Origin of the sequence: Streptomyces sp. NPDC051738 (genome assembly GCF_044453205.1) — a bacterium.
In the GTDB taxonomy this organism is placed as follows: domain Bacteria; phylum Actinomycetota; class Actinomycetes; order Streptomycetales; family Streptomycetaceae; genus Streptomyces.
Genome location: NZ_JBITCM010000010.1, coordinates 239674 through 265959, shown reverse-complemented (window position 1 = coordinate 265959; position 26286 = coordinate 239674). Strand labels below are relative to the sequence as shown.

25 protein-coding genes and 1 riboswitch are annotated in these 26286 nt (G+C 71.3%); of the genes, 11 read left to right on the top strand and 14 right to left on the bottom strand.

Annotated features, from left to right (window positions below; genetic code table 11):
- Positions 1-127: 127 nt before the first annotated feature.
- Entirely contained in the window at positions 128-817 is a 690-nt protein-coding gene (locus ACIA8X_RS24660; protein WP_393453692.1) for a response regulator transcription factor, read from the top strand.
- Positions 814-2268, top strand: coding sequence for an ATP-binding protein (locus ACIA8X_RS24655; RefSeq protein WP_399459110.1), 1455 nt, complete (start codon positions 814-816; stop codon positions 2266-2268). The genes ACIA8X_RS24660 and ACIA8X_RS24655 overlap by 4 nt, the downstream gene beginning before the upstream one ends.
- A gap of 100 nt (positions 2269-2368) precedes the next feature.
- Here ACIA8X_RS24655 and ACIA8X_RS24650 read toward each other — a convergent pair whose 3' ends face one another.
- From ACIA8X_RS24650 to ACIA8X_RS24635, 4 genes are all read right to left on the bottom strand, one after another.
- Complete coding sequence (locus ACIA8X_RS24650; protein WP_393453686.1) at positions 2369-2776, bottom strand: ATP-binding protein; 408 nt, start codon at positions 2774-2776, stop codon at positions 2369-2371.
- A 96-nt stretch (positions 2777-2872) separates the two neighbouring features.
- Positions 2873-4417, bottom strand: coding sequence for an ABC transporter substrate-binding protein (locus tag ACIA8X_RS24645; RefSeq protein WP_393453926.1), 1545 nt, complete (start codon positions 4415-4417; stop codon positions 2873-2875).
- Between the two features lie 234 nt (positions 4418-4651).
- The gene (locus ACIA8X_RS24640) at positions 4652-6103 is read right to left on the bottom strand and encodes a metallophosphoesterase (protein ID WP_393453683.1); all 1452 of its coding nucleotides are present in this window, start codon (positions 6101-6103) and stop codon (positions 4652-4654) included.
- Between the two features lie 57 nt (positions 6104-6160).
- Positions 6161-6400, bottom strand: a complete 240-nt coding sequence (locus ACIA8X_RS24635) for an SCO4848 family membrane protein (RefSeq protein ID WP_093905493.1) — start codon at positions 6398-6400, stop codon at positions 6161-6163.
- Between the two features lie 91 nt (positions 6401-6491).
- On the opposite strand from ACIA8X_RS24635, the gene ACIA8X_RS24630 reads away from it, so the two are divergent.
- Positions 6492-7778 (top strand): D-alanyl-D-alanine carboxypeptidase family protein, encoded by a 1287-nt coding sequence (locus ACIA8X_RS24630; protein WP_393453680.1) that lies wholly within the window; start codon positions 6492-6494, stop codon positions 7776-7778.
- Here ACIA8X_RS24630 and ACIA8X_RS24625 read toward each other — a convergent pair.
- The 4 genes from ACIA8X_RS24625 to ACIA8X_RS24610 form a co-directional block, all read right to left on the bottom strand.
- Entirely contained in the window at positions 7726-8745 is a 1020-nt protein-coding gene (locus ACIA8X_RS24625; RefSeq protein ID WP_399459109.1) for a YihY/virulence factor BrkB family protein, read from the bottom strand. The genes ACIA8X_RS24630 and ACIA8X_RS24625 overlap by 53 nt on opposite strands.
- Complete coding sequence (locus tag ACIA8X_RS24620; protein ID WP_399459149.1) at positions 8733-9113, bottom strand: GtrA family protein; 381 nt, start codon at positions 9111-9113, stop codon at positions 8733-8735. The genes ACIA8X_RS24625 and ACIA8X_RS24620 overlap by 13 nt, the downstream gene beginning before the upstream one ends.
- Before the next feature lie 176 nt (positions 9114-9289).
- Entirely contained in the window at positions 9290-10282 is a 993-nt protein-coding gene (locus tag ACIA8X_RS24615) for a decaprenyl-phosphate phosphoribosyltransferase (protein ID WP_399459108.1), read from the bottom strand.
- Positions 10275-10811: a phosphatase PAP2 family protein gene (locus tag ACIA8X_RS24610; RefSeq protein WP_399459107.1), complete on the bottom strand. Its 537-nt coding sequence runs from the start codon at positions 10809-10811 to the stop codon at positions 10275-10277. Before ACIA8X_RS24610 ends, ACIA8X_RS24615 begins: the two co-directional genes overlap by 8 nt.
- Before the next feature lie 133 nt (positions 10812-10944).
- Between ACIA8X_RS24610 and ACIA8X_RS24605 the strand changes: the two genes are divergently transcribed.
- Positions 10945-12300 (top strand): FAD-binding protein, encoded by a 1356-nt coding sequence (locus ACIA8X_RS24605; protein ID WP_399459106.1) that lies wholly within the window; start codon positions 10945-10947, stop codon positions 12298-12300.
- Between the two features lie 107 nt (positions 12301-12407).
- Positions 12408-13163, top strand: coding sequence for a decaprenylphospho-beta-D-erythro-pentofuranosid-2-ulose 2-reductase (locus tag ACIA8X_RS24600; protein ID WP_393453665.1), 756 nt, complete (start codon positions 12408-12410; stop codon positions 13161-13163).
- A 121-nt stretch (positions 13164-13284) separates the two neighbouring features.
- On the opposite strand, the gene ACIA8X_RS24595 is transcribed toward ACIA8X_RS24600, so the two are convergent.
- Together ACIA8X_RS24595 and trpS are read right to left on the bottom strand one after the other, a co-directional pair.
- A complete protein-coding gene (locus ACIA8X_RS24595) occupies positions 13285-13863 on the bottom strand; it encodes a 2'-5' RNA ligase family protein (protein WP_399459105.1) in 579 nt (192 codons plus the stop codon).
- Positions 13864-14060: 197 nt separating this feature from the next.
- Positions 14061-15074, bottom strand: coding sequence for a tryptophan--tRNA ligase (trpS, locus tag ACIA8X_RS24590; RefSeq protein WP_393453659.1), 1014 nt, complete (start codon positions 15072-15074; stop codon positions 14061-14063).
- Positions 15075-15205: 131 nt separating this feature from the next.
- Between trpS and ACIA8X_RS24585 the strand changes: the two genes are divergently transcribed.
- From ACIA8X_RS24585 to ACIA8X_RS24575, 3 genes are all read left to right on the top strand, one after another.
- Complete coding sequence (locus ACIA8X_RS24585; RefSeq protein ID WP_393453656.1) at positions 15206-15775, top strand: RNA polymerase sigma factor; 570 nt, start codon at positions 15206-15208, stop codon at positions 15773-15775.
- Positions 15762-16772, top strand: a complete 1011-nt coding sequence (locus ACIA8X_RS24580) for a hypothetical protein (protein WP_399459104.1) — start codon at positions 15762-15764, stop codon at positions 16770-16772. Before ACIA8X_RS24585 ends, ACIA8X_RS24580 begins: the two co-directional genes overlap by 14 nt.
- A 483-nt stretch (positions 16773-17255) precedes the next feature.
- On the top strand, positions 17256-17933 hold the full coding sequence (locus ACIA8X_RS24575; protein WP_393453651.1) for a hypothetical protein: 678 nt from the start codon (positions 17256-17258) through the stop codon (positions 17931-17933).
- A 399-nt stretch (positions 17934-18332) separates the two neighbouring features.
- Here the strand turns inward: ACIA8X_RS24575 and ACIA8X_RS24570 are convergent, their stop codons facing one another.
- On the bottom strand, positions 18333-19781 hold the full coding sequence (locus ACIA8X_RS24570; protein ID WP_399459103.1) for a glycine hydroxymethyltransferase: 1449 nt from the start codon (positions 19779-19781) through the stop codon (positions 18333-18335).
- 31 nt (positions 19782-19812) lie between these two features.
- Positions 19813-19915: riboswitch (ZMP/ZTP riboswitch) on the bottom strand.
- A gap of 163 nt (positions 19916-20078) precedes the next feature.
- Here ACIA8X_RS24570 and rocD point away from each other — a divergent pair.
- On the top strand, positions 20079-21293 hold the full coding sequence (gene rocD / locus ACIA8X_RS24565) for an ornithine--oxo-acid transaminase (protein ID WP_393453645.1): 1215 nt from the start codon (positions 20079-20081) through the stop codon (positions 21291-21293).
- Between the two features lie 110 nt (positions 21294-21403).
- Here the strand turns inward: rocD and ACIA8X_RS24560 are convergent, their stop codons facing one another.
- Positions 21404-22588 carry a glutathionylspermidine synthase family protein gene (locus ACIA8X_RS24560; protein ID WP_393453642.1) on the bottom strand — a complete coding sequence of 395 codons (1185 nt, stop codon included), beginning with the start codon at positions 22586-22588 and terminating at the stop codon, positions 21404-21406.
- Positions 22589-22609: 21 nt separating this feature from the next.
- Positions 22610-22972, bottom strand: coding sequence for a hypothetical protein (locus tag ACIA8X_RS24555; RefSeq protein WP_393453639.1), 363 nt, complete (start codon positions 22970-22972; stop codon positions 22610-22612).
- A gap of 138 nt (positions 22973-23110) precedes the next feature.
- On the opposite strand from ACIA8X_RS24555, the gene ACIA8X_RS24550 reads away from it, so the two are divergent.
- Both ACIA8X_RS24550 and ACIA8X_RS24545 read left to right on the top strand, forming a co-directional pair.
- Positions 23111-23971: a hypothetical protein gene (locus ACIA8X_RS24550; protein WP_393453921.1), complete on the top strand. Its 861-nt coding sequence runs from the start codon at positions 23111-23113 to the stop codon at positions 23969-23971.
- A 127-nt stretch (positions 23972-24098) separates the two neighbouring features.
- The gene (locus tag ACIA8X_RS24545; protein WP_393453636.1) at positions 24099-24728 is read left to right on the top strand and encodes an alpha/beta fold hydrolase; all 630 of its coding nucleotides are present in this window, start codon (positions 24099-24101) and stop codon (positions 24726-24728) included.
- Between the two features lie 72 nt (positions 24729-24800).
- Here ACIA8X_RS24545 and ACIA8X_RS24540 read toward each other — a convergent pair whose 3' ends face one another.
- Complete coding sequence (locus ACIA8X_RS24540) at positions 24801-26240, bottom strand: PLP-dependent aminotransferase family protein (protein WP_399459102.1); 1440 nt, start codon at positions 26238-26240, stop codon at positions 24801-24803.
- Between the last annotated feature and the right edge of the window lie 46 nt (positions 26241-26286).

Below are 26286 nucleotides of genomic sequence, written 5' to 3'. Positions count from 1 at the left end.
ATTGGCGGCGCCGCGCGCGCGTGGCAGTCGACGGCCATGACTCTCAAGGAACTCCAATGCGGACTCTCAAGGAACTCCAAAGCTGCCGGCCCACCCGGCTGTCAGTGGCCCCGCCGATACTGGGGGCATGACGACGGCTTCTGGCACCGTGCTGGTCGTGGAGGACGAGGAGAGCATCGCGGACGTCCTCGCGATCGCCCTGCGCTACCACCGCTTCGAGGTCATGATCGCGGGCACGGTCCGCGAGGCGCTCACCCTCGCCGAGCGCACCCGACCCGACGTGGCGCTGCTCGACGTCATGCTCCCGGACGGCGACGGCCGCGCCCTCGGACGTGAACTGCGCGAGCGGCGCCCCGACCTGGCGCTCGTGTTCCTCACCGCTCGCGACGCGCCCGCCGAGATCGTCGGCGCCCTCGGCTTCGGCGACGACTACATCACCAAGCCGTTCGACGTCGACGTGGTCATCGCCCGGATCACGGCCGTACTGCGCCGCACCCTCCCGGCCGACGTCCTGCCGCAGCGCCCGCCGCTCAGATACGGCGATCTGGAGCTGGACGACACGACGTACTCGGTGCGCCGCGCGGGCCGCACCGTCGAACTCACCCCGACCGAGTACGCGTTGCTGCGCTTCCTGGTGCGCAACGGCGGCCGGATCGTGCCCAAGGAGCAACTCCTGCGCCACGTCTGGCAGTACGAGCACACCCCGCCCGAGTCGACGGTCGTCGAGACCTACATCAGCTATCTGCGGCGCAAGCTGGACGCCCTGGGCCCGCCGGTGATCACCACGCGGCGTGGCGTCGGATACGGGCTGGCATGAGGGCAGCGAGGATCTTCGACATCCGCCGTCGGCGCGGCATCCACTCGCTGCGCGGCAAGCTGACGCTGGCGAACGTGGCGCTGCTGGCGGTCGGCATCGTCGTCGCGACCGCGGTCAGTCTGATGACCGCGCGGTTCTACCTGCTCGACAAGGTCGACAGCGAACTGAAGAGCGCGCGCACCACGCTGGGGAACGCCGGGTTCACGCTGCGGCAGATCGAGTCGCTGAGCGAACTGGGCGTCGCGATGGACAAGTTCACCGGCGGCGGCGCCACGGACACGGATCCGCTGCCGAGCCCTTCCATGGTCTACGTCGCGGTCGACTCCGCCGGGCGTCCGGTGGCCCTGGGCCCGCTGGAGCCGACGGCCCGCCAGCACGCGCTCGCCGCCGCCGCGCAGGACCCACAAGCCCTCGCCTCCGCCGAGGAGCCACGGGACATACGGGTCGAGGGCGACCGCTACCGGACGGTCGGCGCCCGGCTGTCGGACGGCACCATCGTGCTGATCGCCGTCCCCACCGAGGGCCTGCACGAGGGCATGGGCAAGGCACTGAGGATGGACCTGGCCGTCGGAACCCTGCTGCTGGCGCTGCTCGGCTGTCTGACCATGCTGAGCGTGCGCCGCCGGATGCGGCCGCTGGAGGACATGGTGGAGACGTCGTCGGCGATCGCCGAGGGCGATCTGACCCGGCGCGTCCCCTCCAGCCGCGACCCCACCCTGGAGGTCGAACAGCTCCGGGTCGCCCTCAACTCCATGCTCCACCAGGTGGAGTCGGCATATCGCACGCGCGAGCGCAGCGCGGCCCAGCTGCGCCGCTTCGTCGGCGACGCCTCGCACGAGCTGCGCACCCCGCTGTCCGCGATACGCGGCTACCTCCAGCTGTACGACAAGGGGATGCTGACGGAACCGGCCGAGCGCAAGCGGGCCTGGGACCGGATGAACGGCGAGGTCGACCGCATGGGCCGCCTCGTCGACGAGCTGCTCACCCTCGCCCGTCTCGACCAGCGGCCCGAACTGCGCTTCCGCAACGTCGACTTGAGCCGTCTGGTGCGGGACGCCGCCGAGGACCTGCGGGTGCAGCAGCCGGAGCGGCCCCTAACGGTCGGCGCGGAGGGCACGCTGCTCGTGCGGGCCGACGAGTCGGGGCTGCGCCAGGTGCTGGGCAACCTGCTGAGCAACGTCCGCACCCACACACCCGCCGATGTGCCGGTGCGGCTGGGGGTGGAGCGGGCGGACGGCGTCGTACGGCTGTGTGTCGAGGACAAGGGGCCGGGTCTGTGCGAGGAGGACGCGGCACGCGTCTTCGACCGGTTCTTCCGGGCGGGCGGGGGTGCGGGCAGCGGGCTGGGGATGGCGATCGTGCAGGGGGTGGTGGAGGCGCACGGCGGGGAGGTGGCGGTGCGGACGGCGCCGGGCGAGGGCTTGCAGGTGACGGTCACACTGCCCATCTGAGGGGCGCGAGGCCGTATCGATGTGCGGCTCCGCCGCGTGGGCGCGATCAACCACACACGACTCGCAGTCGCGAACCCGGAGATCCGCCCTCCCCGGAGCGTCACGGCCCCCCTGGCGGAGCGACGAGCACCCACACCGTCTTCCCGTGCCGCCCCCGGCTCCACACCCCCCACGCCGCGGCCAGGTGCTCCACCAGGTGCAGGCCGCGGCCGGTCTCCTCCCACTCCTCCACCGCCCGTAATCGCGGCTCGAGTCGGCCCTCGTCCGACACCTCGATCAGGCAGGATCCGTCGGCGAGCGCGGTCACGGCGACCTCGAACTCGTGCTCCAGGAGGGGGCCGTGGCGTACGACGTTGGTGGCCAGCTCCGAGACGAGCAGCACGGCGTCCTCCAGCGCCGGCTCCCGTGGCCCGTGCCCCCAGTCGGCCAAGTGGTCCCGGACTCGGCGCCGGGCGAGACCGACGGACGCCGGGTGCCGGGGCAGCCGAAAAGCGTTGCGTCTCAACACGTTTGCTCCTCACCCCGCGCACACCTTCGTCACATGGTGCAGCGCCGGGCGGCACCCTGGCATCACCGCATGGAATGTCCAGGCCGCGAGATCACGTCAGATCCAGGCCAGGCGCCAGAGCCGGAAGACGCCGGTGCCGTCGGACAGATACTGGCCACCGCCGACGTCCTCACTGGCGACGACGTACTCCTTGGCCTGCCACAGCGGGATGACCGGGACATCGCCTGCGACCGTCTCCTGCACCGAGCGGAAGTCCCGCGTGGCCTCGCTGCGGTCGGCATACTGCTGGCTGGCCGTGATCAGTTGGTCCACGGTCTTGTTGCTGTAGCCGGTGTTCATGGTGCTGCCGGTGCCGACGAGCGGGCCGCCGTAGGTGTCCGGGTCCGGGAAGTCGGCGACCCAGCCGACGGCGTACGCGTCGAGCCTGCCGCCTGCCCAGCGCTGCTGGAAGTCGGTCCACTCGTAGCCCTTGACCGTCACCTTGAACAGTCCGCCCGCCTCCAACTGCCGCTTGAGCTCCGTGGCTTCCTCGGCGCTCGCGGCACCGCGACCTGTTGCGTAGCCGTAGGTGAAGCGGACGGGCAGGCTCACGCCGGCCTTGGTGAGCAGGGCGCGCGCCTTGGCGGTGCTGAGCTTGGGATAGGCGTCGAAGAACGACGTCGTGTGGCCGGTGATGCCGGTCGGGATCAGCGAGTACAACGGGTCGACCGTGCCCTTGTACACCGTGGCCGCCAGCCGCTCGCGGTCGATCAGCCAGGCCGTGGCCCGCCGGACCCGGACGTCGTGCAGGGGCGAGCCCTTACGGGTGTTGAAGTACAGGTTGCGGATCTCGGAGCTGTCGGCCTCGGAGACACGCTGGCCGGGGTCGGCGGCGTTCAGGCCGGCGAGAACCTCGGGCGGCAGCGTGCGGGTGGCGACGTCGACCCGCTTCGCCTTCCAGGCGCTGTCGAGGGCGTCGGCGTCCGAGTAGTAGCGCAGTTCGACGGGGCGGCCGGTGCCGCCGAGGGCGCCCTTGTAGTGCGCGTTGGGGGCGAGAACGGCCTTCTGGTCCTTCGTGTACGTGGTGAGGGTGTACGGGCCGGTGCCGTCGACAGCGTTGTCGGTGCGCAGCCGATTGGCCGGATACTTCTCGCGGTCGACGATGGACCCCGCCCCGGTGGCCACCTTGAGCGGGAACGTGGCGTCGGGCGACGCCAGATGGAAGGTGACCGCACGCCCGCTCACGCTCACCGACCGGAGCGTGTCCAGCAGGGAGGACGGGCCGACCTCCGACTTGATCCGCTTGACCCGGTCGAAGGAGTACTTGACGTCCTGCGCGGTCATGGCGCGCCCGCTCGGGAAGGTGAGCCCGTCGCGCAGCTCGCATCGATAGGTTCTCAGGTCGGTGCCGGAGAAGCCGCAGCTCTTGGCCGCGTCCGGCACGGGCGTGACGCCGCCCGGCTCGAAGGTCAGCAGCGACTGGAAGACGTTGTTGAACAGCGCCCAGGAGCCGGCGTCATAGGCGCCGGCCGGATCGAGCGAGGTGACGGCGTCCGTCGAACCGACCGTGATGGTCCTGTCCTGGTCGTCCCGCGACGGCAACAACTGCCAGCCGCCCACTCCCACGGCCGCCAGGACGAGCAGCGTCGCGAGAATCCGCATGCGAACCGAACGCACGGGTGCCCTCTCCCCAGGCCCTCGAAGGGCCCCCGCATGAGCAATGGATTGCGCCACTCCCCTTAGTGGCGCGCACACCTAATCACACGCGTTTCAGCAGGGGGAAGAGGATTCTGGGGACATGGGAAAGAACTTACCTACGGGCGTTTCCGGCAGGTTTCACAGGTTGTCCACAGCGAGGGCGAGACCTGTACCGGGCCCGTATCGGCGCCTGTCCCGTCAGGCCTGACGGGACGCCAGCTCGATCACCGTGATGTCCGACTCGGCGCCCACGCGCGTCGGCGGGCCCCAGGCGCCCGCGCCCCGGCTGACGTACAACTGGGTGTCGCCGTAGCGCTCCAGCCCGGCCAGGGTCGGGTTCGCCAGGTCCGCGATGAAGTTGCCCGGCCAGAGCTGGCCGCCGTGGGTGTGGCCGGAGAGCTGGAGGTCGACGCCGTGGTCGACGGCGTCATGGATCTGGACCGGCTGGTGGGCGAGGAGCACGCACGCGCGTGCCCTGTCCCGGTCGCCGAGGGCCTTGGCGAAGTCGGGGCCCTGACCCTGGCTCTCACCCGCGACGTCGTTGACACCGGCCAGGTCGAAGTGGGGCAGTTCGGTGCGGGCGTTCTCCAGCGGGCGCAGGCCCAGGCGGCGTACCTCCTCGACCCACTGCTCGGCTCCCGAGAAGTACTCGTGGTTGCCGGTGACGAAGAACGCCCCATGTCTCGCCCGGAGGCCGGCGAGCGGGGCGGCCGCCGGGCCGAGGTCCTTCACACTGCCGTCCACCAGGTCGCCGACCACCGCGATGAGGTCGGGCTGGGTGCCGTTGATCGTGTCGACGACCTTCTGGGCGAAGCCCCGGCCCAGGACCGGGCCCAGGTGGACGTCGCTGACGACCGCGATCCGGTAACCGTGCGCCGCGCGCGGGAGCTTGGCCAGCGGGACGGTGACCCGCTTCACCTTCGGACCGCGCAACACGCCGTACGTGCCGTAGCCGACCGTGCCGACGGCGGCCGCGGCTGCGGCACCGGCGACGACTCGGGAGACGAAGAGGCGGCGGGTGGGGGTGGCGAGGGGGCGGGAGGGGTCGGTGGAGTCAGGGGTGGGGGTGGTGGCGGGCGCCTCTTCGGGTGCGGACGCCGGGGGCGGGTCGGTGGTGAGCGCGGTGGATGAGCCGCCGGTGCGCACCGGGTCCGCGCCCGAGTCGGCCGTACGCGCCGGAGCCGAGCCGAAGGCGGACGGGAGCGTCTGGTGCTCGGCCGACTTGGTGACGGACGTCGTCGGGGTCGAGGCGAGGGATGCCGCAGCGGGGGACGGGCCCGCGGTCACTCCCGCCGGCACCGACTCGTTCACAGCTTCCGCCGCACGTGCCCGCCGTTCGAGCCACCGCCGCAGCAGGGGTCGTACGACCTCGCCCGCCGCCACACCCAGCAGCAGGTATATCGACAGGGCCAGCCACATGAAGCCCGGCCAGGCGAGGACCTGCTGGAGCCAGAAGGGCGCGCCCCCTCGCTCGGCGACCAAGGCCCCGATCGTCAGCGCCCAGCCGCCGGCGATCACCGCCACGCCCGCGCGGCGCCCGAACCCGGGACCACGGGTCGTGTCGCGGAACAGCCGACGCCACAGCCACCAGTTGCCCGCCACCAGCACGGACAGCACGAGCAGTGCGACAAGCACGAAGACGATGACCACGCCGACGTTCCCTTTCCTTTGCGTGCTGAGTGAACGCCCGGCGCCCTGGCCGAGTTCCTATGTCGTCCGGCGCAATGCGCGCACTCCACGCAACCCGATGACCCCGACGACCGTCCCCAATACGAAGGAGACGACAGCCAGCAGCAGGTGCACCCAGAAGTACGCCGTCGGATGCCCGTCGTCGAACGCGAGCCCGCTGCTGTCCTTGATCAGGTTTTTGACGAAAGTGACCCAGATGACCCAGCTCCACACCCCGAAGGCGAGCAGGAACCAGGAGACGGGGCGGCTGAGCTTCATAGGTTCAGTATCACCGTCGCGTCTCCGGTTCTCCGAGCGGGGTGGGGGCGGAAGCGGGACTTCCATGGGAACGGCATGTACGTTCTCGCTCGTGCTCGCACCCAAGAAGACCGCAGGGCGATCCCTGCTGGTCACTTCCGCCGTCCTGTCGTCCCTCGCGCTGACCGCGCCCGTCTCCCACGCGGCCCCCAAGCCGTCACCGAGTACGAGCCCCTCGGCCACTCCCCCGGCGAACATGTCGACCGTGGGCGGCGAGCGGCTCGGGCAGCCCGGTACGCAGGTGAATCTGGCGAGCGGCGTCCCCGTCCTGCCCAAGGACGTGACCGCCCGCTCCTGGGTCGTCGCCGACGCCGAGTCCGGCGAGGTGCTCGCCGCGCACAACGCACACTGGCGGCTGGCGCCCGCGAGCACCATGAAGATGCTGTTCGCCGACACGGTGCTGCCGAAGTTCCCGAAGACCATGGAGCACGAGGTCACCCCCTCCGACCTGGCGGACATCGGTTCCGGCTCCAGCATGGTCGGGATAAAGGAGGGCGAGACGTACTCCGTCCACGACCTGTGGCTCGGGGTCTTCCTGCGCTCCGGCAACGACGCCGTGCACGTCCTGTCGAAGATGAACAAGGGCATCGACAACACCGTCAAGGAGATGAACGAGCACGCCGAGGAGCTCCAGGCGCTCGACACGCACGCGGTGTCCCCCGACGGTTACGACGAACCGGGCCAGGTCTCGTCGGCGTACGACCTCACCCTGATCGCCCGTTCCGGGCTGCAGAAGAAGGACTTCCGCGAGTACTGCTCGACCGTCAGCGCCAAGTTCCCGGGCGAGACGAAGAAGAACAAGAAGGGCAAGTCGGTCCGCGAGACCTTCGAGATCCAGAACACCAACCGGCTACTGGCCGGCGACAGCGACATCCCCGTCTACCAGGGCATCGCGGGCGTCAAGAACGGCAACACCACGAACGCCGGCGCCACCTTCACCGGCGTGGCCGAGCGGGGCGGCAAGGTGCTGCTCGTCACGGTCATGAACCCGGAGAAGAGCGAGCACAACGAGGTCTACAAGGAGACCGCGAAGCTCTTCGACTGGGGCTTCAAGGCAGCCGGCAAGGTCAAGCCGGTGGGTGAGCTGGTCCCGCCGAAGAGCGCGGCGCAGTCCAGCGCACAGCCGGGTGCGAACGACGCCGGGGAGGCCGGTGGCACCGGGGACGGCGACGGGTCCTCGAAGTCGGCGGTGGGTGCCTCGGCCGCGGGCGGTTCGAGCGGCATCGGGGTCGCGCTCGGGATCACCGGCGGGGTGCTGGTGCTGCTCGCGGCGGGCGCGTTCCTGATCAACCGCCGCTGGCCGCTGCCCGACCTGGTGCGTCGTCGGGGCCGTTCCTGACGCCGGGTTTCCCGGAGTCGCCGGTTGACCCTCCGGAGTCGCCGGCCGATTCCCCGGATTCGTCGGCCGAGTCCTCGCCGTCGTCAGCCGATTCCCCGGATTCGTCGGCGAGTTCGGTCTCCTTGCTCTGCGTCGCCGTCCAGGCGGCGCAGAACACCACCAGCTTCGCGGTGAAGTTGATCCACAGCAGCAGGGCGACCGGCACGCCGAACGCGCCGTACATGCTCTTCGTGGCCACGCCCTGCATATAGCCGCTGAGCAGCAGCTTCAGCAGTTCGAACCCGACCGCCCCGATCAGCGCGGCGACCACCAGCCGACGGCGCGGCGGCTCGACGCCGGGCAGCAGGGTCAGGACGTACAGCAGGAGCAGGAAGTCGGCGAGTACGGCGACGAGGAACGCGGCGACGCGCAGCAGGATCCCGCCCCAGCCGCCCTCGTCGATGCCGAGCTGCCGGGTGATCCAGCCGACCATGGCGGAGGCGACCGTGGAGGCCGCGAACGTCACGAGCACGGCGCCACCGAAGCCGACCAGGATGCCCGCGTCCTTGGCCTTGCGCAGGACGGGGTTCTCCTCCTCGTCGGGCAGCTCCCACACGGCGCGCAGACACTCGCGCATGTTGCCGACCCAGCTGACGCCGGTGAACAGCAGGGTGACGCCGGCGATGAGGCCGACGGTGCCGGCGTTCTGGACCAGGGCGTCGATGTTGAGTTGGTCGGCGATGCCGGGTACCTGGTCGGTGAGCTTGTCCTCCAGCTTGTTCTGCTGCTCCTGGCTGAGCGTCGCGGCGGCGATCGAGGCGGCCAGCGTCAGCAGCGGGAAGAGCGCGATGAAGCTGATGAAGGTCATCGCGGCGGCCAGCCGTGTCCACTTCACCCGGTCCGAGCGCTCGTACGACCGCCACGCGTGCGTGGCCATCAGCCGGGTCACCATGGGCCCGACACCGGGGAGTTTTTTCAGCCAGTCCATGATCCGACTCTGCCCTCCGTCCGGAAGACCAATGTCCGAGTGCCCCAAAACCTCAGGACAGTAGCCAGCGCCATACCGATTCCGGCTCCGGAGACGGTGTCCGCGCGCTGGGAGGTGAGGCCGAGCCCGTAGTGACTCACGGTGAGACACAGCAGCTGTACGGCCGCCCCGGCGACGTTCACCGCGAGGAAGACGGCACAGGGGCGCAGGCCCCTCGGGTGCGTGTGGCGATAGGTGCCGAGGGCGTTGCCGGCGTAGGCGACCGCGCACCCGGCGACGAAGGAGAGGGCCTTCGCGGTGAGGGGGTCGAGGGCGGCGGGGCCGCGCAGACAGGTGAAGAGGGCGAGGTCCACGGCGTAGGCGAGCAGACCGACGGCGGCGAAGCCGAGGAGTTCGCGGCGGGTCGTTGTCGGGCCGGTGGATGTCGGGCCCGTGGTTGTCGGGCCCGTGGTTGTCGGGCCGGTGGATGTCGGGCAACTGCTCCCCCGGCTCCGCCACGCGCGCGTGCCGACCCCCTTCCCCCGGCTCCGCCACACGGGCGCGCCTACCAATTGGCCACCGCCAACCCGTACATCGCCAGCCACACCACCCCGATGAGGGCGAGCGCGCGGTCGCGCAGGATGACGTCCTCCGGTTCGCCCGCCGTGCCGCGGTCGGCGAAGACGGCGTAGCGCAGGATCGCGAGGATGAAGGCGACCATGGACAGCTGGCGCCAGGGCAGCACGCCGGTGTGCGGGACTCCGCCCTCCTCCATGGCCCACAGGCAGTACCCGAGGACGGCGACCCCGGCCGCCAGCTGCCAGACGAAGCGCAGGTAGCCGGTGGTGTACTCGGTGAGCAACGCGCGCGTGGCGCCCGCCTTCCCGGCCATCTGCACGGCCTCGGAGTAGCGCTTGGCCGACACCATGAACAGCGCCCCGAACCCGGTCGTGATCAGGAACCAGCGCGACAGCGGGATACCGAGGGCGAACCCGCCGACCATCGCGCGCATCATGAATCCGGTCGTGACGACGGCGAGGTCGACGACCAGGACGTGCTTGAGGCTGACGCAGTACGCCAGTTGCATGCCGATGTACGCCGCGAGCAGGGCCGCGACGGCGGGCGAGGTCAGCCAGGCCGCGGCGGCCGGCGCGAGGACGGCGAGAGCGCCTCCGACGACGTACGCGACGGACACGGGGACCTGTCCGGCGGCGACCGGGCGGCGGCGCTTGGTGGGGTGGGCGCGGTCGGCCTCGGCGTCGCGGGCGTCGTTGATCAGATAGACGGCGGCGGCACAGGCCGTGAAGAGGGCGAAGACGAGCCCGAGTTGGGTCAGGGCGTGGATCGAGAGGAGCCGGCCGGCGGCGGCGGGGGCGGCGATGACCAGGACGTTCTTGACCCACTGCTTGGGGCGCGCCGTCCTGAGGAGGCCCTTCAGAAGTGCGGGGAGGCCGCCTTTGCGGGGTGGTGGCGCGGCCTGCCGTGGAGGCGTGCGCTGCTCGCGGAGCGCAGCCGGCCCGGGGTGTCCGGCACTCGTGAGGGGCGCGATCTCAGGCATGGGCGCCCCCTCTCCTCATCCAGCCCGCCCCTGTGCACGCCGTGAGCGCCCCCAGGGCCGCGCCCGCCGCCACGTCCGAGGGGTAGTGCACGCCGACGACCAGGCGCGACACGCACATCGCGGCGGCGAGCGGCGGGATCGCGTACGCGCCGAGCGCGCCGTAGGCGACGGCCGCCGCTGCGGCGGAGGTCGCGTGGGAGCTCGGGAAGGAGTGTCGGCCGGCGGTGCGCACAAGGGGCTCGACATGCGCCGGGCGTGGGCGGCGCACCACCCTCTTCACCCCCATGCTGACGAGGTGCGCACCCGCGGTGAGCGCCGTGCCCCGCAACCAGGCGCCGCGCCGCCCACCGTCCACGGCGGCCCCCGCGAGCCCCGCCGCCAGCCACAGCGCGCCGTGCTCGCCGGCCCAGGAGAGGGCTCGCGCGGCGGAGGCGACGCGTGGGTCACGGCCGCGGGCATGGAACGCCGAGAGGATGCGGCGGTCCGCGCCCCGAAGGCTTCGGTGGTCCTTGTCGTCGAGGTGGTCCATGTGGACTCACTGTTCACGTCACCGACGCAAGAACTACGGCAATATTGAACGACATCCCATTAATCACCCATTTCGGGGAGAGCGGGGATGTTTCATAACTAACCATCCGTAAATGGGCGCTACGGTCGCCGACATGCCTGCCGACACCGCCTCCGTCACGGGATGGGGCCGCACCGCCCCGACCACCGCCCGCCTGATCCGCCCACGGACGTACGAGGAGGCCGCCGCCGCCGTCCGGGGCTGCGGGGCCCGCGGAGGCATCCCCAGGGGCCTGGGGCGGGCGTACGGGGACGCGGCGCAGAACGCCGGGGGCGCGGTGTTCGACATGACGGGCCTGGACCGCATCCACGCGATCGACGCCGACGGCGGCACCGTGCTGTGCGACGCCGGGGTCTCGCTGCACCGGCTGATGGAGGTGCTGCTCCCGCTCGGCTGGTTCGTGCCGGTGACGCCCGGCACCCGCTATGTGACGGTCGGCGGCGCGATCGGAGCCGACATCCACGGCAAGAACCACCACGTCTCGGGTTCCTTCTCCCGCCATGTCCTGTCGCTGGAACTCCTGACCGCCGACGGCGAGATCCGCAGGGTCCGGCGGGGCACGCCCCTGTTCGACGCGACGACCGGCGGCATGGGCCTGACCGGCGTGATCCTGACCGCGACGGTCCAACTCCAGCCGGTGGAGACCTCGCTGATGTCGGTCGACACGGAGCGCGCGCGGGATCTCGACGACCTGATGGCCCGTCTGGTCGCCACCGACGACCACTACCGCTACTCGGTCGCGTGGATCGACCTGCTGGCGCAGGGCGCGGCGACGGGGCGGGCGGTGCTCACCCGCGGCGACCACGCGCCCCTGGATGCGCTGCGCGAAGGCACGCTCGCGCGTAGAGACCCGCTCGCCTTCCGCCCCTCCCACCTGCCGGCCGCACCCACCTTCCTCCCGGAAGGCCTGCTGAGCCGCCGTACCGTGAGCTGGTTCAACGAGCTCTGGTATCGCAAGGCCCCACGCGCGCGTACCGGCGAACTGCAGAAGCTCGCCACCTTCTTCCACCCGCTGGACGGCGTGCCCCACTGGAACCGGATCTACGGCCGGAGCGGCTTCGTGCAGTACCAGTTCGTCGTCGGACGCGGCCAGGAGGAGACGCTGCGCCGGATCGTGCTGCGCATCTCCGAGCACCGTTGCCCGTCCTTCCTGGCCGTCCTCAAGCGCTTCGGTGACGCCGACCCCGGCTGGCTCTCCTTCCCCGTGCCCGGCTGGACGCTGGCCCTGGACATCCCGGCCGCCCTGCCCGGCCTCGCCGCCCTCCTCGACGTGCTGGACGAGGAGGTGGCCGCGGCGGGCGGACGCGTCTACCTCGCCAAGGACTCCCGGCTGCGGCCCGAGCTGCTCACCGCGATGTACCCGCGCCTGACCGACTTCCGCGCCCTGCGCGCCGAGATCGACCCGCGCGAGGTCTTCGTGTCGGACCTGGCCCGCCGCCTCGGCGTGTAGAACCCAGCCACCTGGCCCCGTAAACCCCAGCCGCCCAGCCCTTAGCCCCCGCCATCAGATTTCTCGGACTCTCAGATCTCCGGACTCTCAGATCTCTAGGAGCTGTCGTGAAGGACGCCTTCGGCATCCCCCAGTCCCTGCTCGTCCTCGGCGGTACGTCCGAGATCGCGCTGGCCACCGCGCGCCGCCTGATCGCGCGCCGTACCCGCACGGTCTGGCTGGCGGGCCGCCCGTCACCCGCCCTGGAGCGGTCCGCGGCCGATCTGCGCGCCCTGGGAGCCGATGTGCGCACCGTGGCGTTCGACGCGCTGGACCCCGAGACCCACGAGACGGTGCTCGGCAAGGTCTTCGCGGAGGGCGACATCGACATGGTGCTGCTCGCCTTCGGAGTCCTCGGCGACCAGGCACGCGACGAGCGCCAGCCGCTGAACGCCGTGCGGGTCGCGCAGACCAACTACACGGGCGCCGTGTCGGCGAGCCTGGTCAGCGCGAGCGCCCTCCAGTCCCAGGGCCACGGCTCGCTCGTCGTCCTCTCCTCCGTCGCCGGCGAGCGGGCCCGCCGCGCCAACTTCATCTACGGCTCCAGCAAGGCAGGCCTCGACGCCTTCTGCCAGGGCCTGGGCGACGCGCTGCACGGCACCGGCGTCCACGTCATGGTCGTACGCCCCGGATTCGTACGGTCGAAGATGACCGTCGGCCTGGAGGAGACCCCACTCGCGACCACCCCCGAGGCGGTCGCGACGGCGATCGAACTGGGCCTGCGACGACGCTCGGAGACGGTGTGGGTGCCGGGCGCACTCAGGCTGGTGATGTCGGCGCTACGGCACGTACCGAGGACGGCGTTCCGCCGCCTACCGATCTAGGCCTGGCGTTGCGGTAGCGCCCCAAAGGGGCGCGGGGAACTGCGCGACCAGCCACAACGGCGCAGCAGACGACGGACCACACCCAGCCGCACCCCCGTAGTCGCCCCCCTCAACAGCGGAGCTAACTCGCAGGGATCGACCCACGCTCCACACGCCCCGGCTGCGGCGGCACCACCGACCCCCCGAAAGCGAAGTCCCTCAGCTTGCGCCACACGCCGTCGGCGCCCTGTTCGTAAAGGGCGAACCCGGTGCAGGGCCAGCCGGCCTCGTAGTCGGCGAGCTCCTCGAAGGCGCGGTCCATCGACGCGTCGTCGATGCCGTGCGCGACCGTGACGTGCGGGTGGTACGGGAACTGCAGTTCGCGCGCCACGGGCCCGGACGCGTCACGGACCTGCTTCTGCAACCAGGTGCAGGCTTCGGCGCCCTCGACGACCTGGACGAAGACGACCGGCGAGAGGGGCCGGAAGGTTCCGGTGCCGGACAGCCGCATCGGGAAGGGGCGGCCGGCCGCCGCGACCTCGACGAGATGCACCTCGATCGCGGGCAGCGACGAGGAGTCGACCTCTGTCGGCGGCAGCAGCGTGACATGCGTGGGAATGCCGTGAGCAGCGGCGTCGCCGAAGCCCGCGCGCCGCTCCTGGAGCAGGCTGCCGTGAGGCTCCGGGACCGCGATCGACACACCGATCGTTACGGTCCCCACGTCGTCTCCTGTCGTCATGTCGGTGAGCTCGTTCTGTGGTGAGCTCGTGCCCGGTTGGTGAGCGTGAGTGACCGCTGATGCGGCCACTCGGCTATCGACTGTACGGCCACGGCCGTGCTGCGGGCAGGCGCAACCGTAGTGATGTGCAGCGCTATGCGGTGGTACGGCCGTTTCCAGCCGTGTGCCGTGGTGCGGGCTCAGTGCTTGGCGGGCAGGAAGCCCACCTTGCCGTACGTCTGGGAGAGCGTCTCCGCGGCGACGGCGCGCGCCTTCTCCGCGCCCTTGGCCAGGATCGAGTCCAGCGTCTCCGGGTCGTCCAGATACTGCTGGGTGCGCTCCCGGAAGGGCGTCACGAACTCGACCACGGCCTCGGCGAGGTCCGTCTTGAGCGCACCGTAGCCCTTGCCCTCGTACTTCTGCTCCAGTTCCGCGATTCCCGTCCCGGTGAGGGTCGAGTAGATGGCGAGCAGGTTGCTGACCCCGGGCTTGTTCTCGACGTCGTAGCGGATGACGGTGTCGGTGTCGGTGACCGCGCTCTTGACCTTCTTGGCGGTGGCCTTGGGCTCGTCGAGCAGGTTGATGAGGCCCTTCGGCGTGGACGCCGACTTGCTCATCTTGATCGACGGGTCCTGGAGGTCGTAGATCTTCGCCGTCTCCTTGAGGATGTACGGCTTCGGGATGGTGAAGGTCTGGCCGAAACGACCGTTGAAGCGCTCGGCGAGATCGCGGGTGAGCTCGATGTGCTGACGTTGGTCCCCGCCGACCGGGACCTCGTTGGCCTGGTACAGCAGGATGTCCGCCACCTGCAGGATCGGGTACGTGAACAGGCCGACCGACGCCCGCTCCGCGCCTTGCTTGGCGGACTTGTCCTTGAACTGGGTCATGCGGGACGCCTCGCCGAAGCCGGTGAGGCAGTTCATGATCCAGGCGAGCTGGGCGTGCTCGGGGACATGGCTCTGGACGAAGAGCGTGCAGCGCTCGGGGTCGAGTCCGGCCGCGAGGAGCTGGGCGGCGGCCAGGCGAGTGTTGGCACGCAGGTCCGCCGGGTCCTGCGGGAGCGTGATCGCGTGCAGGTCGACGACCATGTAGAACGCGTCGTGGGTCTCCTGCAGAGCCACCCACTGGCGGACGGCGCCGAGGTAGTTGCCGAGGTGGAACGAGCCTGCGGTGGGCTGGATTCCGGAGAGCACGCGGGGTCGGTCAGAGGCCATGCCCACCATTCTCTCAGGTCCCGGGGGCCGGTCCGGAACTGGTGGGAAACAGATGGGAACCGATCCGTCTCCGGCGGTGTAACAAAGGTGTGAGGACGCGGGAGGGGGGCCGCATCGTCGATGAGGCCGCGGTGATCGCACGCGTACGCGCCGGAGAGCCGGAGGCGTACGCGCAGCTGGTGCGAGCCCATACGGGCATCGCGCTCAGGGCGGCCGCGGCGCTCGGGGCGGGTGCGGACGCGGAGGACGTGGTGCAGCAGGCCTTCGTCAAGGCGTACTGCTCGCTGGGCCGGTTCAAGGACGGCGCGGCGTTCAAGCCATGGCTGCTGGCCATCGTCGCCAATGAGACGAGGAACACAGTGCGCACGGCGGCCCGCCAGCGCACGCTCGCCGGGCGCGAGGCGGCGTTGGTGGAGGCGGAGCCGCTGATACCGGAATCGGCGGACCCGGCGGTGGCCGCTCTGGAGATAGAGCGCCGCGCCGCACTCCAGGCCGCCCTGGGGAAGCTGAGCGAGGAGCACCGCCTGGTCGTCACCTACCGCTATCTCCTGGAGATGGACGAGTCCGAGACGGCCCAGGCCCTGGGCTGGCCCCGGGGCACGGTGAAGTCCCGGCTGAACCGCGCGCTGCGGAAGCTGGGGCGCTTGCTGCCGGACTTTGAGCCTCGGGAGGGAGGTGAGATGAGCGATGAGCGTGGGTGATGAAGGGATGCCGTACGAGGGCGACGGACACGCGCCGTACGAGGGCGACGGGCTCGGGGCGTACGACGGCGGTGACGGACGGCGTGCATACGAGCGGGACGCCACCGGGGGCGGAGGCGGGACCGGCGATCGCCGTCGGCGTGGAGACGCATCGCGGCTGCCCGAGGAGCTGCGGGCACTCGGCCGCTCGCTGGACACGCCGGGTGCGGTGGACGGCGCCGAGACGATGGTCGAGCGGGTGCTCGGGCAGATACTCGCCGAGCACGCGACGGTTCCGGTGGCCGAGCCGCCGGGCGCCGTGGAGCGGCTGCGGGCGGTGCGGCGCTGGACGCGCCTGCGGTGGCGGTCGCTGACCGCGGCGCTGTGCGGCCTGCTGACCGTGCTCGTGCTCACGCCCCCAGTGCGGGCGGCGGTCTTCGACTGGTTCGGCTTCGCCGGAGTCGAGGTGCGGTACGACCCGTCGGCGGTCCCCTCGCCCGGCGCCGAGGTGCCCGGCTGCGGCCACTCGGTGTCGCTCGCGCAGGCCGAGCGCCGGGCCGGGTTCGAACCGCTGGTGCCGGAGGAACTCGGCATGCCGGACACGGCTGCGGTGACGGGTGAGCCACGGGGCCGGTTCGCGGTGAGCCTGTGCTGGCGCGAGGACGGGCGGACGATACGGCTGGACGAGCGGCAGGCGAGCCTGGACATCGGCTTCGCCAAGACCGTGCGCGAACCGCCGGAATGGATCTCCCTGGGCGCGGACACGGCGGACGGCGGCTCACCCGACCCGGCCCTGTGGTTCGCCCGGCCGCACCTGCTGACGTTCTGGCTGGTTGACGCGAGCGGGGAGCGCTACACGCGTGAGGAGCGCACCGCCGGGCCGACGTTGCTGTGGACCAGCAGGGCCGGGGCCGGGGGCGGGACCGTGACGCTGAGGCTGGAAGGGGTGGCGTCGGAGGAGCGGGCGGTGGAGATCGCGCGGTCGCTTGAGAGGGCGTCCGAGGTGTCATCGGGGTAGTGGGGAGACCCGCGAGATGGTCGGGAGGGGCCTTCGGAACTGCGGGTCTGAATCCCTCGGAACAGCCGGTCCGAACGCCTCCGAAGGGCCGGCCCGGAAGGCCGTCCCAGCAGCCGGCCAGGCGCCCGCCAAGCAGCCGTTCCGGGCCCGCCGAGCAGCCGGCCCGAGGTCCCCGAACAGCCGGTCCGGAAATAGTGGCGCCGGGGTGGGAACCCAGGCGGGTCGGGCGGTGTACCAGAAGTGACACGCGGCTCGGGGACGGGCCGCACGGGGATCGCTCGGCTGGGGGGTGCGGATGGGCGGACATGGGGGTTGGCCCGGGTAGGGCGCGCCGAGTTGCTCGTGGCCGTGGCCGCCGGGACTCGGTGAGCGGGAGGTCGAGGAGGTGGATGGGGGCTGATGAGACGTGGAGGGGGACTGATGGGGACACGAGGCCGAGGGCGGAGCAGTGGCCGGAAGGCACGGCCCACACTGCTCGTGCCGATGTCGACTGCGCTGGTCCTGTGCGGGCTGTCCGGGGTGGTGACAACCGCGGAGGCGGCACCGCCCCAGGGCAGGGACGTCCCGGACGTGGCCGTGATCGTCGCGGGCGGCACGGGACGGACGACGGCGTTGCACTCCGGCGAGCCGGCGTTCGCCCGGCTGTGGCAGCTGTTGCAGCCGACGTACGTCGGGACGGAGCGGGTGTCTGAAAACTGGGTCGAGGGGCGTCATCCGCCGATGCGGATCACGGTGGTCTGGGGGCTGACAGGAGTCGGTGGCTGGCCGCAGACGGACCGGCCTCCGGGAGGGGACGTGGCCATCCAGCGGCAGGACCAGCTGTTCGTGGCCCAGGACGGCACCCCATGGGTGCGGTCGGATCTCGCGCCGGAGGTGGAGGACGACGACATCCGCTGGCACCGGGCGCCGCGCTCGGTCTTCGAGCGGCTGGACCTGGGCGGGCTGCTCGGTGAGACGGAGGACGAGGTCGTCGAGAACGCTGCCACCGGGGCCTGGCCCGGCCTGGCTCTGGATGACGCCGGGTGGGCGATGGCGGGGTTGGCCGCCGGGTTCGCGACAGGCATCGGCGGCACGCTGCTGATACGCCGCGCGGCGGCCCGGCAGGGAGCCGGACCGCCGCGGGAGGAGCCACGACAGGTGTTGATCGACCTGGACCGGTGAGGGCTGCGGGGGCGTCGGCCGGGGTCAGGACCGTCGCTGCGGGGGCGTCGGCCGAGGTCGGAGACCGTCGCTCCAGGGCCCACGGCCGAAAGCCGCGCCCGTCGGCGTCGGGCCCTGGCCTCAGCCTCGGTGTCTGGCCTGAGCCTCGGCGTCTGACCTCAGCCCCGGCGTCTGACCTCAGCCTCGGCGGGCGGGCTCTGGGACCCGGCGGACACCTAGGCGTCAGCCCCCTGACCGAAGCCTCGGCGTCTGACCTCAGCCCCGGCGGCGGGCCTTAGCCTCGGCGGCGGGCCATAGCCTCGGCGGCGGGCCCTAGGCGTCAGTCCCTTGACCGGAGCCTCGGCGTCGGCCCTGCCCCCGGCGCAGACCTGGGTGTCGGCCCTGGCGTCGGCCTCGGCCTCAGCCCAGGTTGACCTCCGGGTACAGCGGGAAGCCGGCCACGAGGTCGGTGGCGCGGTGGGAGATCTCGTCGGCGATCTTCGGGTCGAGGACGTGAGCGGCCTTGGAGGGGGCGCCCGACTTGGTCGTGCCCGCCTCGGTGGTGGTGAGGACGCGGTCGATGAGGGCGGCGACCTCGTCCATCTCGGCGGTGCCCAGGCCACGGGTGGTCAGGGCGGGGGTGCCGATGCGGATGCCGGAGGTGTACCACGCGCCGTTGGGGTCGGCGGGGATGGAGTTGCGGTTGGTGACGATGCCGGAGTCGAGGAGCGCGGCCTCTGCCTGGCGGCCGGTGAGGCCGTAGGAGGAGGCGACGTCGATGAGGTTCAGGTGGTTGTCGGTGCCGCCGGTCACGAGGGTCGCGCCCCGGCGCATCAGGCCCTCGGCCAGCGCGCGGGAGTTGTCGACGATGCGCTGGGCGTAGTCCTGGAAGGAGGGCTGACGGGCCTCGGCCAGGGCGACGGCCTTGGCGGCCATGACGTGCGGGAGCGGGCCGCCGAGGACCATCGGGCAGCCGCGGTCGACCTGATCCTTGAGGGAGTCGTCGCACAGGACCATGCCGCCGCGCGGGCCGCGCAGCGACTTGTGGGTGGTGGTGGTGACGATCTGGGCGTGCGGGACCGGGTCGAAGTCGCCGGTGAGGACCTTGCCGGCGACGAGACCCGCGAAGTGGGCCATGTCGACCATGAGCGTGGCGCCGACCTCGTCGGCGATCTCGCGCATGATCCGGAAGTTCACGAGACGGGGGTATGCGGAGTAGCCGGCGACGATGATGAGCGGCTTGAACTCGCGGGCGGAGGCACGCAGGGCGTCGTAGTCGATGAGGCCGGTGGCCGGGTCGGTGCCGTAGGAGCGCTGGTCGAACATCTTGCCGGAGATGTTCGGGCGGAAGCCGTGGGTGAGGTGGCCACCGGCGTCCAGGGACATGCCGAGCATGCGCTGGTTGCCGAAGGCGCGGCGCAGTTCCGCCCAGTCGGCCTCGGAGAGGTCGTTGACCTGGCGGACGCCCGCCTTCTCCAGGGCGGGGGTCTCGACGCGGGCGGCGAGGACGGCCCAGAAGGCGACGAGGTTGGCGTCGATGCCGGAGTGCGGCTGGACGTAGGCGTGGCGGGCGCCGAAGAGCTCCTTGGCGTGCTCGGCGGCGAGGGACTCGACGGTGTCGACGTTGCGACAGCCGGCGTAGAAGCGGCGACCGACGGTGCCCTCGGCGTACTTGTCGCTGAACCAGTTGCCCATCGCCAGGAGGGTGGCCGGGGAGGCGTAGTTCTCGGAGGCGATCAGCTTGAGCATCTCGCGCTGGTCGGCGACCTCCTGGCCGATGGCGTCGGCCACGCGCGGCTCGACGGCGCGGATCACGTCGAGGGCGGCACGGAAGGCGGTGGACTCGGTGGAGAGGGGCTCGGCAGACATGGGGACCTCCGGACGTGGTGTGCAGCGTTCACGGTACGGCCCAGGCGCACGGCACTCGGTGCTGGACAACAGGGTCCAGTGGGCCGCTCCCCGATGGTCGGTCCCATCCCAGCGCGCCAGTCACGGCCCGTCGATCAGCCTACCGGGCGCGCCGACGGAGCACGGTCCCGCGTCCACCATCCGAGCAACGATAGGAAGGGGCCGCGAAACACTCGATAAGCCAGAAAATGGACAGTGGCCACGAGCCTCGTGACCGGCGGAGCGCGAGCCCTCGTGGTGGCGGAAACGGAGAGCCCCGTGAGTACGTCGAGCACCACCGAATCCCTGATCGCCGCGGCCGACGCGCACAGCGCGCACACCTATCACCCGTTGCCGGTCGTGGTGGCGACGGCGGACGGGGCGTGGATGACGGATGTGGAAGGGCGGCGGTATCTGGATCTGCTGGCCGGGTATTCGGCGCTCAATTTCGGGCACGGCAACCGGCGGATCGTGGAGGCGGCGAAGGCGCAGTTGGAGCGGGTGACGCTGACGTCGCGGGCGTTTCATCACGACCGGTTCGCGGCGTTCTGCGAGCAGCTCGCCGAGCTGTGCGGGATGGAGATGGTGCTGCCGATGAACACGGGGACGGAGGCCGTGGAGACGGCGGTGAAGACCGCGCGGAAGTGGGGGTACCGGGTCAAGGGGGTGCCGGCGGAGATGGCGAAGGTCGTGGTCGCGGGGAACAACTTCCACGGCCGTACGACGACGGTCATCAGCTTCTCCACCGACCCGGAGGCGCGGGCGGACTTCGGGCCGTACACGCCGGGATTCGAGATCGTGCCGTACGGGGACCTGACGGCGATGCGGGAGGCGTTGACGGAGAACACGGTGGCCGTGTTGCTGGAGCCGATCCAGGGCGAGGCGGGGGTTCTCGTCCCTCCGGCGGGCTATCTGCCGGCGGTGCGGGAACTGACGCGGGAGCGGAACGTGCTGTTCGTGGCGGACGAGATCCAGTCGGGTCTTGGGCGCACGGGGCGTACCTTCGCGTGCGAGCACGAGGGTGTGGTGCCGGATGTGTATGTCCTTGGGAAGGCGCTCGGGGGCGGGATCGTGCCGGTGTCGGCGGTGGTGTCCAGCGCCTCGGTGCTCGGCGTGTTCCGGCCCGGGGAGCACGGGTCGACGTTCGGCGGGAATCCACTGGCCTGTGCGGTGGCGCTGGAGGTGATCGCGATGCTGCGGACGGGCGAGTTCCAGGCGCGGGCGGCGGAGCTGGGCGGGCATCTGCACCGGGAGCTGGGGGCGTTGACCGGGACCGGGAGGGTGACGGCGGTGCGCGGGCGTGGGCTGTGGGCGGGGATCGACATCGCCCGGGCGTACGGCACCGGACGGGAGGTGTCCGAGAAGCTGATGGAGCGGGGTGTGCTGGTGAAGGACACCCGTGGGCAAACCATCCGTATCGCGCCGCCCTTGGTGATCGGGAAGGAGGATCTGGACTGGGGGCTCGCCCAGTTGCGGGACGTACTCGGGGTGTGAGCCGGCCGGGAGTGCGTGACCCATGCCGGGGATGTCGACGACCTGGGCGCCATGGATTGCCTGGACCAGATGGTGGACGGGCGGAAGGGTGCGCCTTCCCTGTACGGCCGTTACAGGATCACGTGGGGCAGGAAGCGGGCGTACTCGTCCGTGATCAGGCCGGACGACTCTCGGATGCCGAGGCCCGCCGCCTCGTCCTCGACGACCCACGCGCCGAGGACGACGTGGTTGCCGTCGAAGGCGGGGAGGGGCGCCAACTGCTGGTAGCAGCAGGGCTCTTCGCGCACGGTCGGCTCGGCGCCGGGTTCGTGGATCGTCACGCCGGCGCCCTCCCGGCCCAGCAGGGGCTTGGCGACGTAGCCGGTCGTGCTCGCCAGCTCCCGGGGTCCGTCGAGGTAGGCGGGGAGGAGGTTCGGGTGGTCCGGGTAGAGCTCCCAGAGGATGGCGAGGAGGGCCTTGTTGCTGAGGAGCATCTTCCAGGCCGGTTCGATCCAGAGGGTCGTGCCCGTGCCGCCGCCGTTGTCGAGGGTGTCCAGGACATGGTCGGAGAAGCGGTCGGTGGTGAGCCACTCCCACGGGTAGAGCTTGAAGCAGCTGCGGATGAAGCGGAGTTGGGTGTCGACGAAGCGGCCGGAGAGGCGGTCGTAGCCGATCTCCTCCATGGAGATCCAGCCGGTGTCCAGGCCGGCCTGTTCCGCGGTCTCCTTGAGATAGGCGACCGTCATCATGTCCTCGCCGAGTTCGTCGGCGGAGGAGTACGCGAAGTAGAGGGGGCTGCCGGGCGGGAGCAGGGCGGACTGCTTCTTCCAGGCTGCGATGAGGCGTTCGTGGAGGGAGTTCCACTGGTCGGCGCCGGGGAAGAGTTCCTCCATCCAGAACCACTGAGGGGAGGCGGCCTCGACCAGTGAGGTGGGGGTGTCGGCGTTGTACTCCAGGAGCTTGGCCGGGCCGGTGCCGTCGTAGCGGAGGTCGAAGCGGCCGTAGAGGGAGGGGAGTTCGGCGCGGCGGCGCCAGGCCTCGGCGACCGCGTCCGCGACGCGCGGGTCGGTGATGCCGAGGTCGGCGAAGCGGTTCTCGGCGACGATGTGCCCGGCCGCCGTCAGGCACATGGCGTGGAGTTCCTCGACGACCTCCTCCAGCGACTCGACCTCCGCCAGGGAGAAGACGTAGTGGGCGCTCTCGTCCCAGTACGGGCGCAGGGAGTTGTCGGGGTGGCGGGTGAGGGGGTAGATGAGCCCCTGTTCCTCGACGGTCTGCTGCCAGCCGGGGCGGGGCTCGATCGTGCGGCGCTCCATATGCGGTGTCCTGCGTCCTGCTCAGCCGCCGCTGCTGCCCGAACCCGAGCAGCCGAAGCCGCCTCGGTCGACGGCCTCGCTGCGGCTGAAGGTGCCGTAGTCGGCGCGGCCGTCGTCGATGTCGGCGTCGTAGTACCAGGAGGCGTCGGAGCTGCTGCCGGAGCCGGTCTTCTTGCGGCTCTTGCCGTAGGAGGAGCTGGAGGTGCTGGAGCCGGAACTGCAGTTCTTGTCGGCGATGACCTTGTAGCCCTCGTAGGTGTAGCTGTCGCGGTCCACGCAGCGGCGGTCGGGGTCCGAGCCGCAGGAGGTGAGGGCCGCGGCGATGACTCCCATACCGCCGAGTACGACCGTGCTGGAGCGCAGCCGCCGTCGCGTTTCCGCCATGTGTGTCTCCCCCGATGAGCCGGCTGTCGCCGGTGATCCCGTTCTTGTCCGGCGGACAGCCTAGAGATCGTTGCGAGTGCGGCTGTCGGCGGGGCTGATCTTCTACCCCTCACCTACAGTCGCTTTGTGCTCATTGGGATGGTGTGTGCGCTTGGTGCGGCGGTCTGTTTCGGTACGGCCACCGTCCTGCAGGCGATGGCCGCGCGGGCGGCGAGCGCGCAGGGCGGTCGGGGCGGCGAGGCGGGGGTGTTGCTGCGGGCGCTGCGGCAGTGGCGGTATCTGGCAGGGCTCGCCCTGGACGGGCTCGGCTTTCTGCTGCAGGTCGTAGCCCTGCGGTCGCTGCCCATCTACGCCGTCGGGGCGGCGTTGGCGTCCGCTCTCGCGGTGACCGCGGTGGTCTCGGCGCGGTTGCTGCATGTGCGGTTGCGGCGGGGTGAGTGGGGCGCGGTCGGGGTGGTGTGTGCCGGGCTGGCGATGCTCGGGCTCGCCTCCGGGCCGGAGGGGGATCTGGGCGGGTCGGACGCGCTGAAGTTCTCGATGCTCGGGGTGGCTCTGGTGGTGCTGGGCGTGGGGCTGGCGGGTGGGCGGCTGCCGGAGCGGGGGCGGGGGCTGGTGCTCGGGCTGGCGGCCGGGTTCGGGTTCGGGGTGGTGGAGGTGGCGGTACGGCTGATCGACTCGCTCGCGGTGTCGGAGCTGGTGGCGAATCCGGCGACGTATGCGCTGCTGTTGGGGGGTGGGGCGGCGTTTCTGGCGCTGACGTCGGCGTTGCAGCGGGGGTCGGTGACCACGGCTACGGCGGGGCTGGTGATCGGGGAGACGGTCGGGCCGGCGGTGGTGGGGGTGGTGTGGCTGGGGGATCGCACGCGGGAGGGGTTGGGGTGGTTGGCGGTGATGGGGTTCGGGGTGGCGGTGGCGGGGGCGTTGGCGTTGGCGCGGTTCGGGGAGGCGCCGGTTGCCTCCGGCGGTGAGGGGGGTGGGCGGAGGGCTGCTGTGCGGTGACCGTTGCGTTGTGGTTGCCGGTGGGGCGGGGTTCGCCCCCGCCGGCCCTACCCGTCCCGTCCTCCAGGGGCTCCGCCCCTTCGACCCCGGAGCCTTCCGGGGGCTCCGCCCCCTCAGTGAAGCAGCGGTGCACCGACTGCCACGAGGCGGTGTACGCCTCTGGACGGAAGACCGTGGTGCCGCCGACGCACATCCGCTGCTGCTGATCATGGGCGCGCAAGCATCCGGCCTGGGCTGGCCGGACGAACTGGTGGACATGCTCGCCTCCCGCCATCGCGTGATCCGCTACGACCACCGCGACACCGGGCGCTCCACCTGGGCGTTCGACCAGCGCCCCTATCCCCTCGGTGAACTCGCGGAAGACGCCCTCGCCGTACTGGACGCCCTCGACGTCCAACGCGCCCACATTGTGGGCATGTCCATGGGCGGCATGCTCGCGCAACTCCTCATCGCCGACCATCCCGACCGGTTGCTCAGCGCGACCCTGCTCGGCACGAGCGCGCTCAGCACCATCCCGTACATCCAGCCGGACGAAACCCGGACCCCGCCCGAGGAACTCCCGGGTATCGCACCCCGCCTGCTGGAGATGTGGTCCCGCCCCGTGGTGGACCTCGGACTGGAAGCAGATCCCTACCACCTCGCCCAGGCGATCCAGGGCGCACGCATCGTCGGTATCCCCGGCATGGGGCACGCACTCCCACCTGAGGTGCACGCGCCGCTCGCCGCCGCAGTCCTGGACCACACCACCAGACGCTGATGCGCAGCAGGAACGGGGGACCGCAGGAACCATGGCTCCGTCAATCCGACTGAGACGACTTCTGAGGGGCCCTCACGGCAGCACCCTGCACAACGCCTCCAACGCCCCCGCCCACGCATGATCCGGCGGCGTCCCGTACCCGACCACCAGGGCATCCATGCGCTCCGCCGTCGCGGACTCGTGGCGGAAGGTGCTGAGGCCGTGGAGGGCCAGGCCTTGCCAGGTGGCCGCCTGGACCACGGACTGTTCCGTGCCGGGCGGGAGGCGCAGGAGGACGTGGAGGCCGGCCGCGATGCCGGTGACGTTGAGGTGGGGGGCATGGGTGGCCAGGGCGCGGACCAGGGCGTCGCGTCGGCGGCGGTAGCGCAGGCGGGCGGCGCGGACGTGGCGGTCGTAGGCGCCGGACGTGAGGAACTCCGCCAGCGTCAGCTGATCCAGCGCACCGCACGTGTCCACGTGGCCCTTCTCCGCCGTCACTTCCTCCACCAGCGTCGGCGGCAGCACCATCCAGGCCAGGCGCAGAGCGGGGGCGAGGGACTTGCTGGCCGTGCCCAGGTAGACGACGTGGTCGGGATCCAGGCCCTGGAGCGCGCCGACGGGCTGACGGTCGTAGCGGAACTCGCCGTCGTAGTCGTCCTCCAGGACCAGGCCGCCGGTGCGGCTCGCCCAGTCCACCACCGTCGCCCGGCGGTCACGGTGCAGGGGCATGCCCATGGGGAACTGGTGGGCGGGGGTGAGGAGGACCGCCGATTCGTCCGTCAACTCCCCTGGGTTCGTGCCGAGTTCGTCGAAGGGGAGGGGGGTGGTGGTCAGGTCCGCCGCCGTCAGTTGGTTCCAGTGCGGCGGGAGGCCGTACGACTCCACCGCCACCGTCTGCGCCCCGCGCGCCCGCAGCACCCTGCCGAGCAGTTGCAGACCGTGCCCGAACCCCGCGCACACCACGATCCGCTCGGGGTCGGCGCGCACGCCCCGCGCGCGGGAGAGGTAGCCGGCGAGGGCGGCGCGCAGTTCGGCACGGCCGCGCGGGTCGCCGTAGCCGAGGACCTCGTGCGGGGCGGCGAGGAGGGCGCGGCGCGCCGCCTTGAGCCACTCCGTGCGGGGGAAGGAGGCGAGGTCCGGGGTGCCGGGGAGCAGGTCGTAGGCGGGGCGGGGGCGGGGCCGGGGGTGGTGCGGGCGGGGTGGGGCGGTGACGTAGGGGGTGGCGGAGACAGTGGTGGAGGTGCGGGGTGAGCCGCCGCCTCCGCCCGTCCCCCTCTCCGCCACCCGCGTCCCCGACCCCGGGCGCGCCGTGAGCCAGCCCTCGGCGACCAGGTCGGTGTAGGCCTCGGCGACCGTGTTGCGGGCGATGCCCAGGTCGGTGGCGAGGGAGCGGGAGGACGGGAGTCGGGTGCCGGGGGCGAGGCGGCCGGTGCGGACCGCGTCGCGCAGGGCGTCGGTCAGGCCCCGGCGCAGGCCCGGACCGGCCGGTTCCAGGTGGAGGTCGATGCCCAAAGTGGCCCAAGGTTTCGGCATGAAAGTGGACCATACTCCTGGGCTGCTTCACTCCTAGGGTCGGGAT

Excerpts from the sequence above, each read along its gene's own strand:
- ACIA8X_RS24580 (WP_399459104.1), top strand. The coding sequence starts at position 15,762 with ATGAGCGTGGGTGATGAAGGGATGCCGTACGAGGGCGACGGACACGCG.
- ACIA8X_RS24605 (WP_399459106.1), top strand. The coding sequence starts at position 10,945 with ATGCCTGCCGACACCGCCTCCGTCACGGGATGGGGCCGCACCGCCCCG.
- trpS (WP_393453659.1), bottom strand. The coding sequence starts at position 15,074 with ATGGCCTCTGACCGACCCCGCGTGCTCTCCGGAATCCAGCCCACCGCA.
- ACIA8X_RS24550 (WP_393453921.1), top strand. The coding sequence starts at position 23,111 with ATGGTGTGTGCGCTTGGTGCGGCGGTCTGTTTCGGTACGGCCACCGTC.
- ACIA8X_RS24540 (WP_399459102.1), bottom strand. The coding sequence starts at position 26,240 with ATGCCGAAACCTTGGGCCACTTTGGGCATCGACCTCCACCTGGAACCG.
- ACIA8X_RS24660 (WP_393453692.1), top strand. The coding sequence starts at position 128 with ATGACGACGGCTTCTGGCACCGTGCTGGTCGTGGAGGACGAGGAGAGC.
- ACIA8X_RS24610 (WP_399459107.1), bottom strand. The coding sequence starts at position 10,811 with ATGGACCACCTCGACGACAAGGACCACCGAAGCCTTCGGGGCGCGGAC.
- ACIA8X_RS24560 (WP_393453642.1), bottom strand. The coding sequence starts at position 22,588 with ATGGAGCGCCGCACGATCGAGCCCCGCCCCGGCTGGCAGCAGACCGTC.
- ACIA8X_RS24625 (WP_399459109.1), bottom strand. The coding sequence starts at position 8,745 with ATGGACTGGCTGAAAAAACTCCCCGGTGTCGGGCCCATGGTGACCCGG.
- ACIA8X_RS24635 (WP_093905493.1), bottom strand. The coding sequence starts at position 6,400 with ATGAAGCTCAGCCGCCCCGTCTCCTGGTTCCTGCTCGCCTTCGGGGTG.
- ACIA8X_RS24615 (WP_399459108.1), bottom strand. The coding sequence starts at position 10,282 with ATGCCTGAGATCGCGCCCCTCACGAGTGCCGGACACCCCGGGCCGGCT.
- ACIA8X_RS24555 (WP_393453639.1), bottom strand. The coding sequence starts at position 22,972 with ATGGCGGAAACGCGACGGCGGCTGCGCTCCAGCACGGTCGTACTCGGC.
- ACIA8X_RS24655 (WP_399459110.1), top strand. The coding sequence starts at position 814 with ATGAGGGCAGCGAGGATCTTCGACATCCGCCGTCGGCGCGGCATCCAC.
- ACIA8X_RS24575 (WP_393453651.1), top strand. The coding sequence starts at position 17,256 with ATGTCGACTGCGCTGGTCCTGTGCGGGCTGTCCGGGGTGGTGACAACC.
- ACIA8X_RS24570 (WP_399459103.1), bottom strand. The coding sequence starts at position 19,781 with ATGTCTGCCGAGCCCCTCTCCACCGAGTCCACCGCCTTCCGTGCCGCC.
- ACIA8X_RS24645 (WP_393453926.1), bottom strand. The coding sequence starts at position 4,417 with ATGCGGATTCTCGCGACGCTGCTCGTCCTGGCGGCCGTGGGAGTGGGC.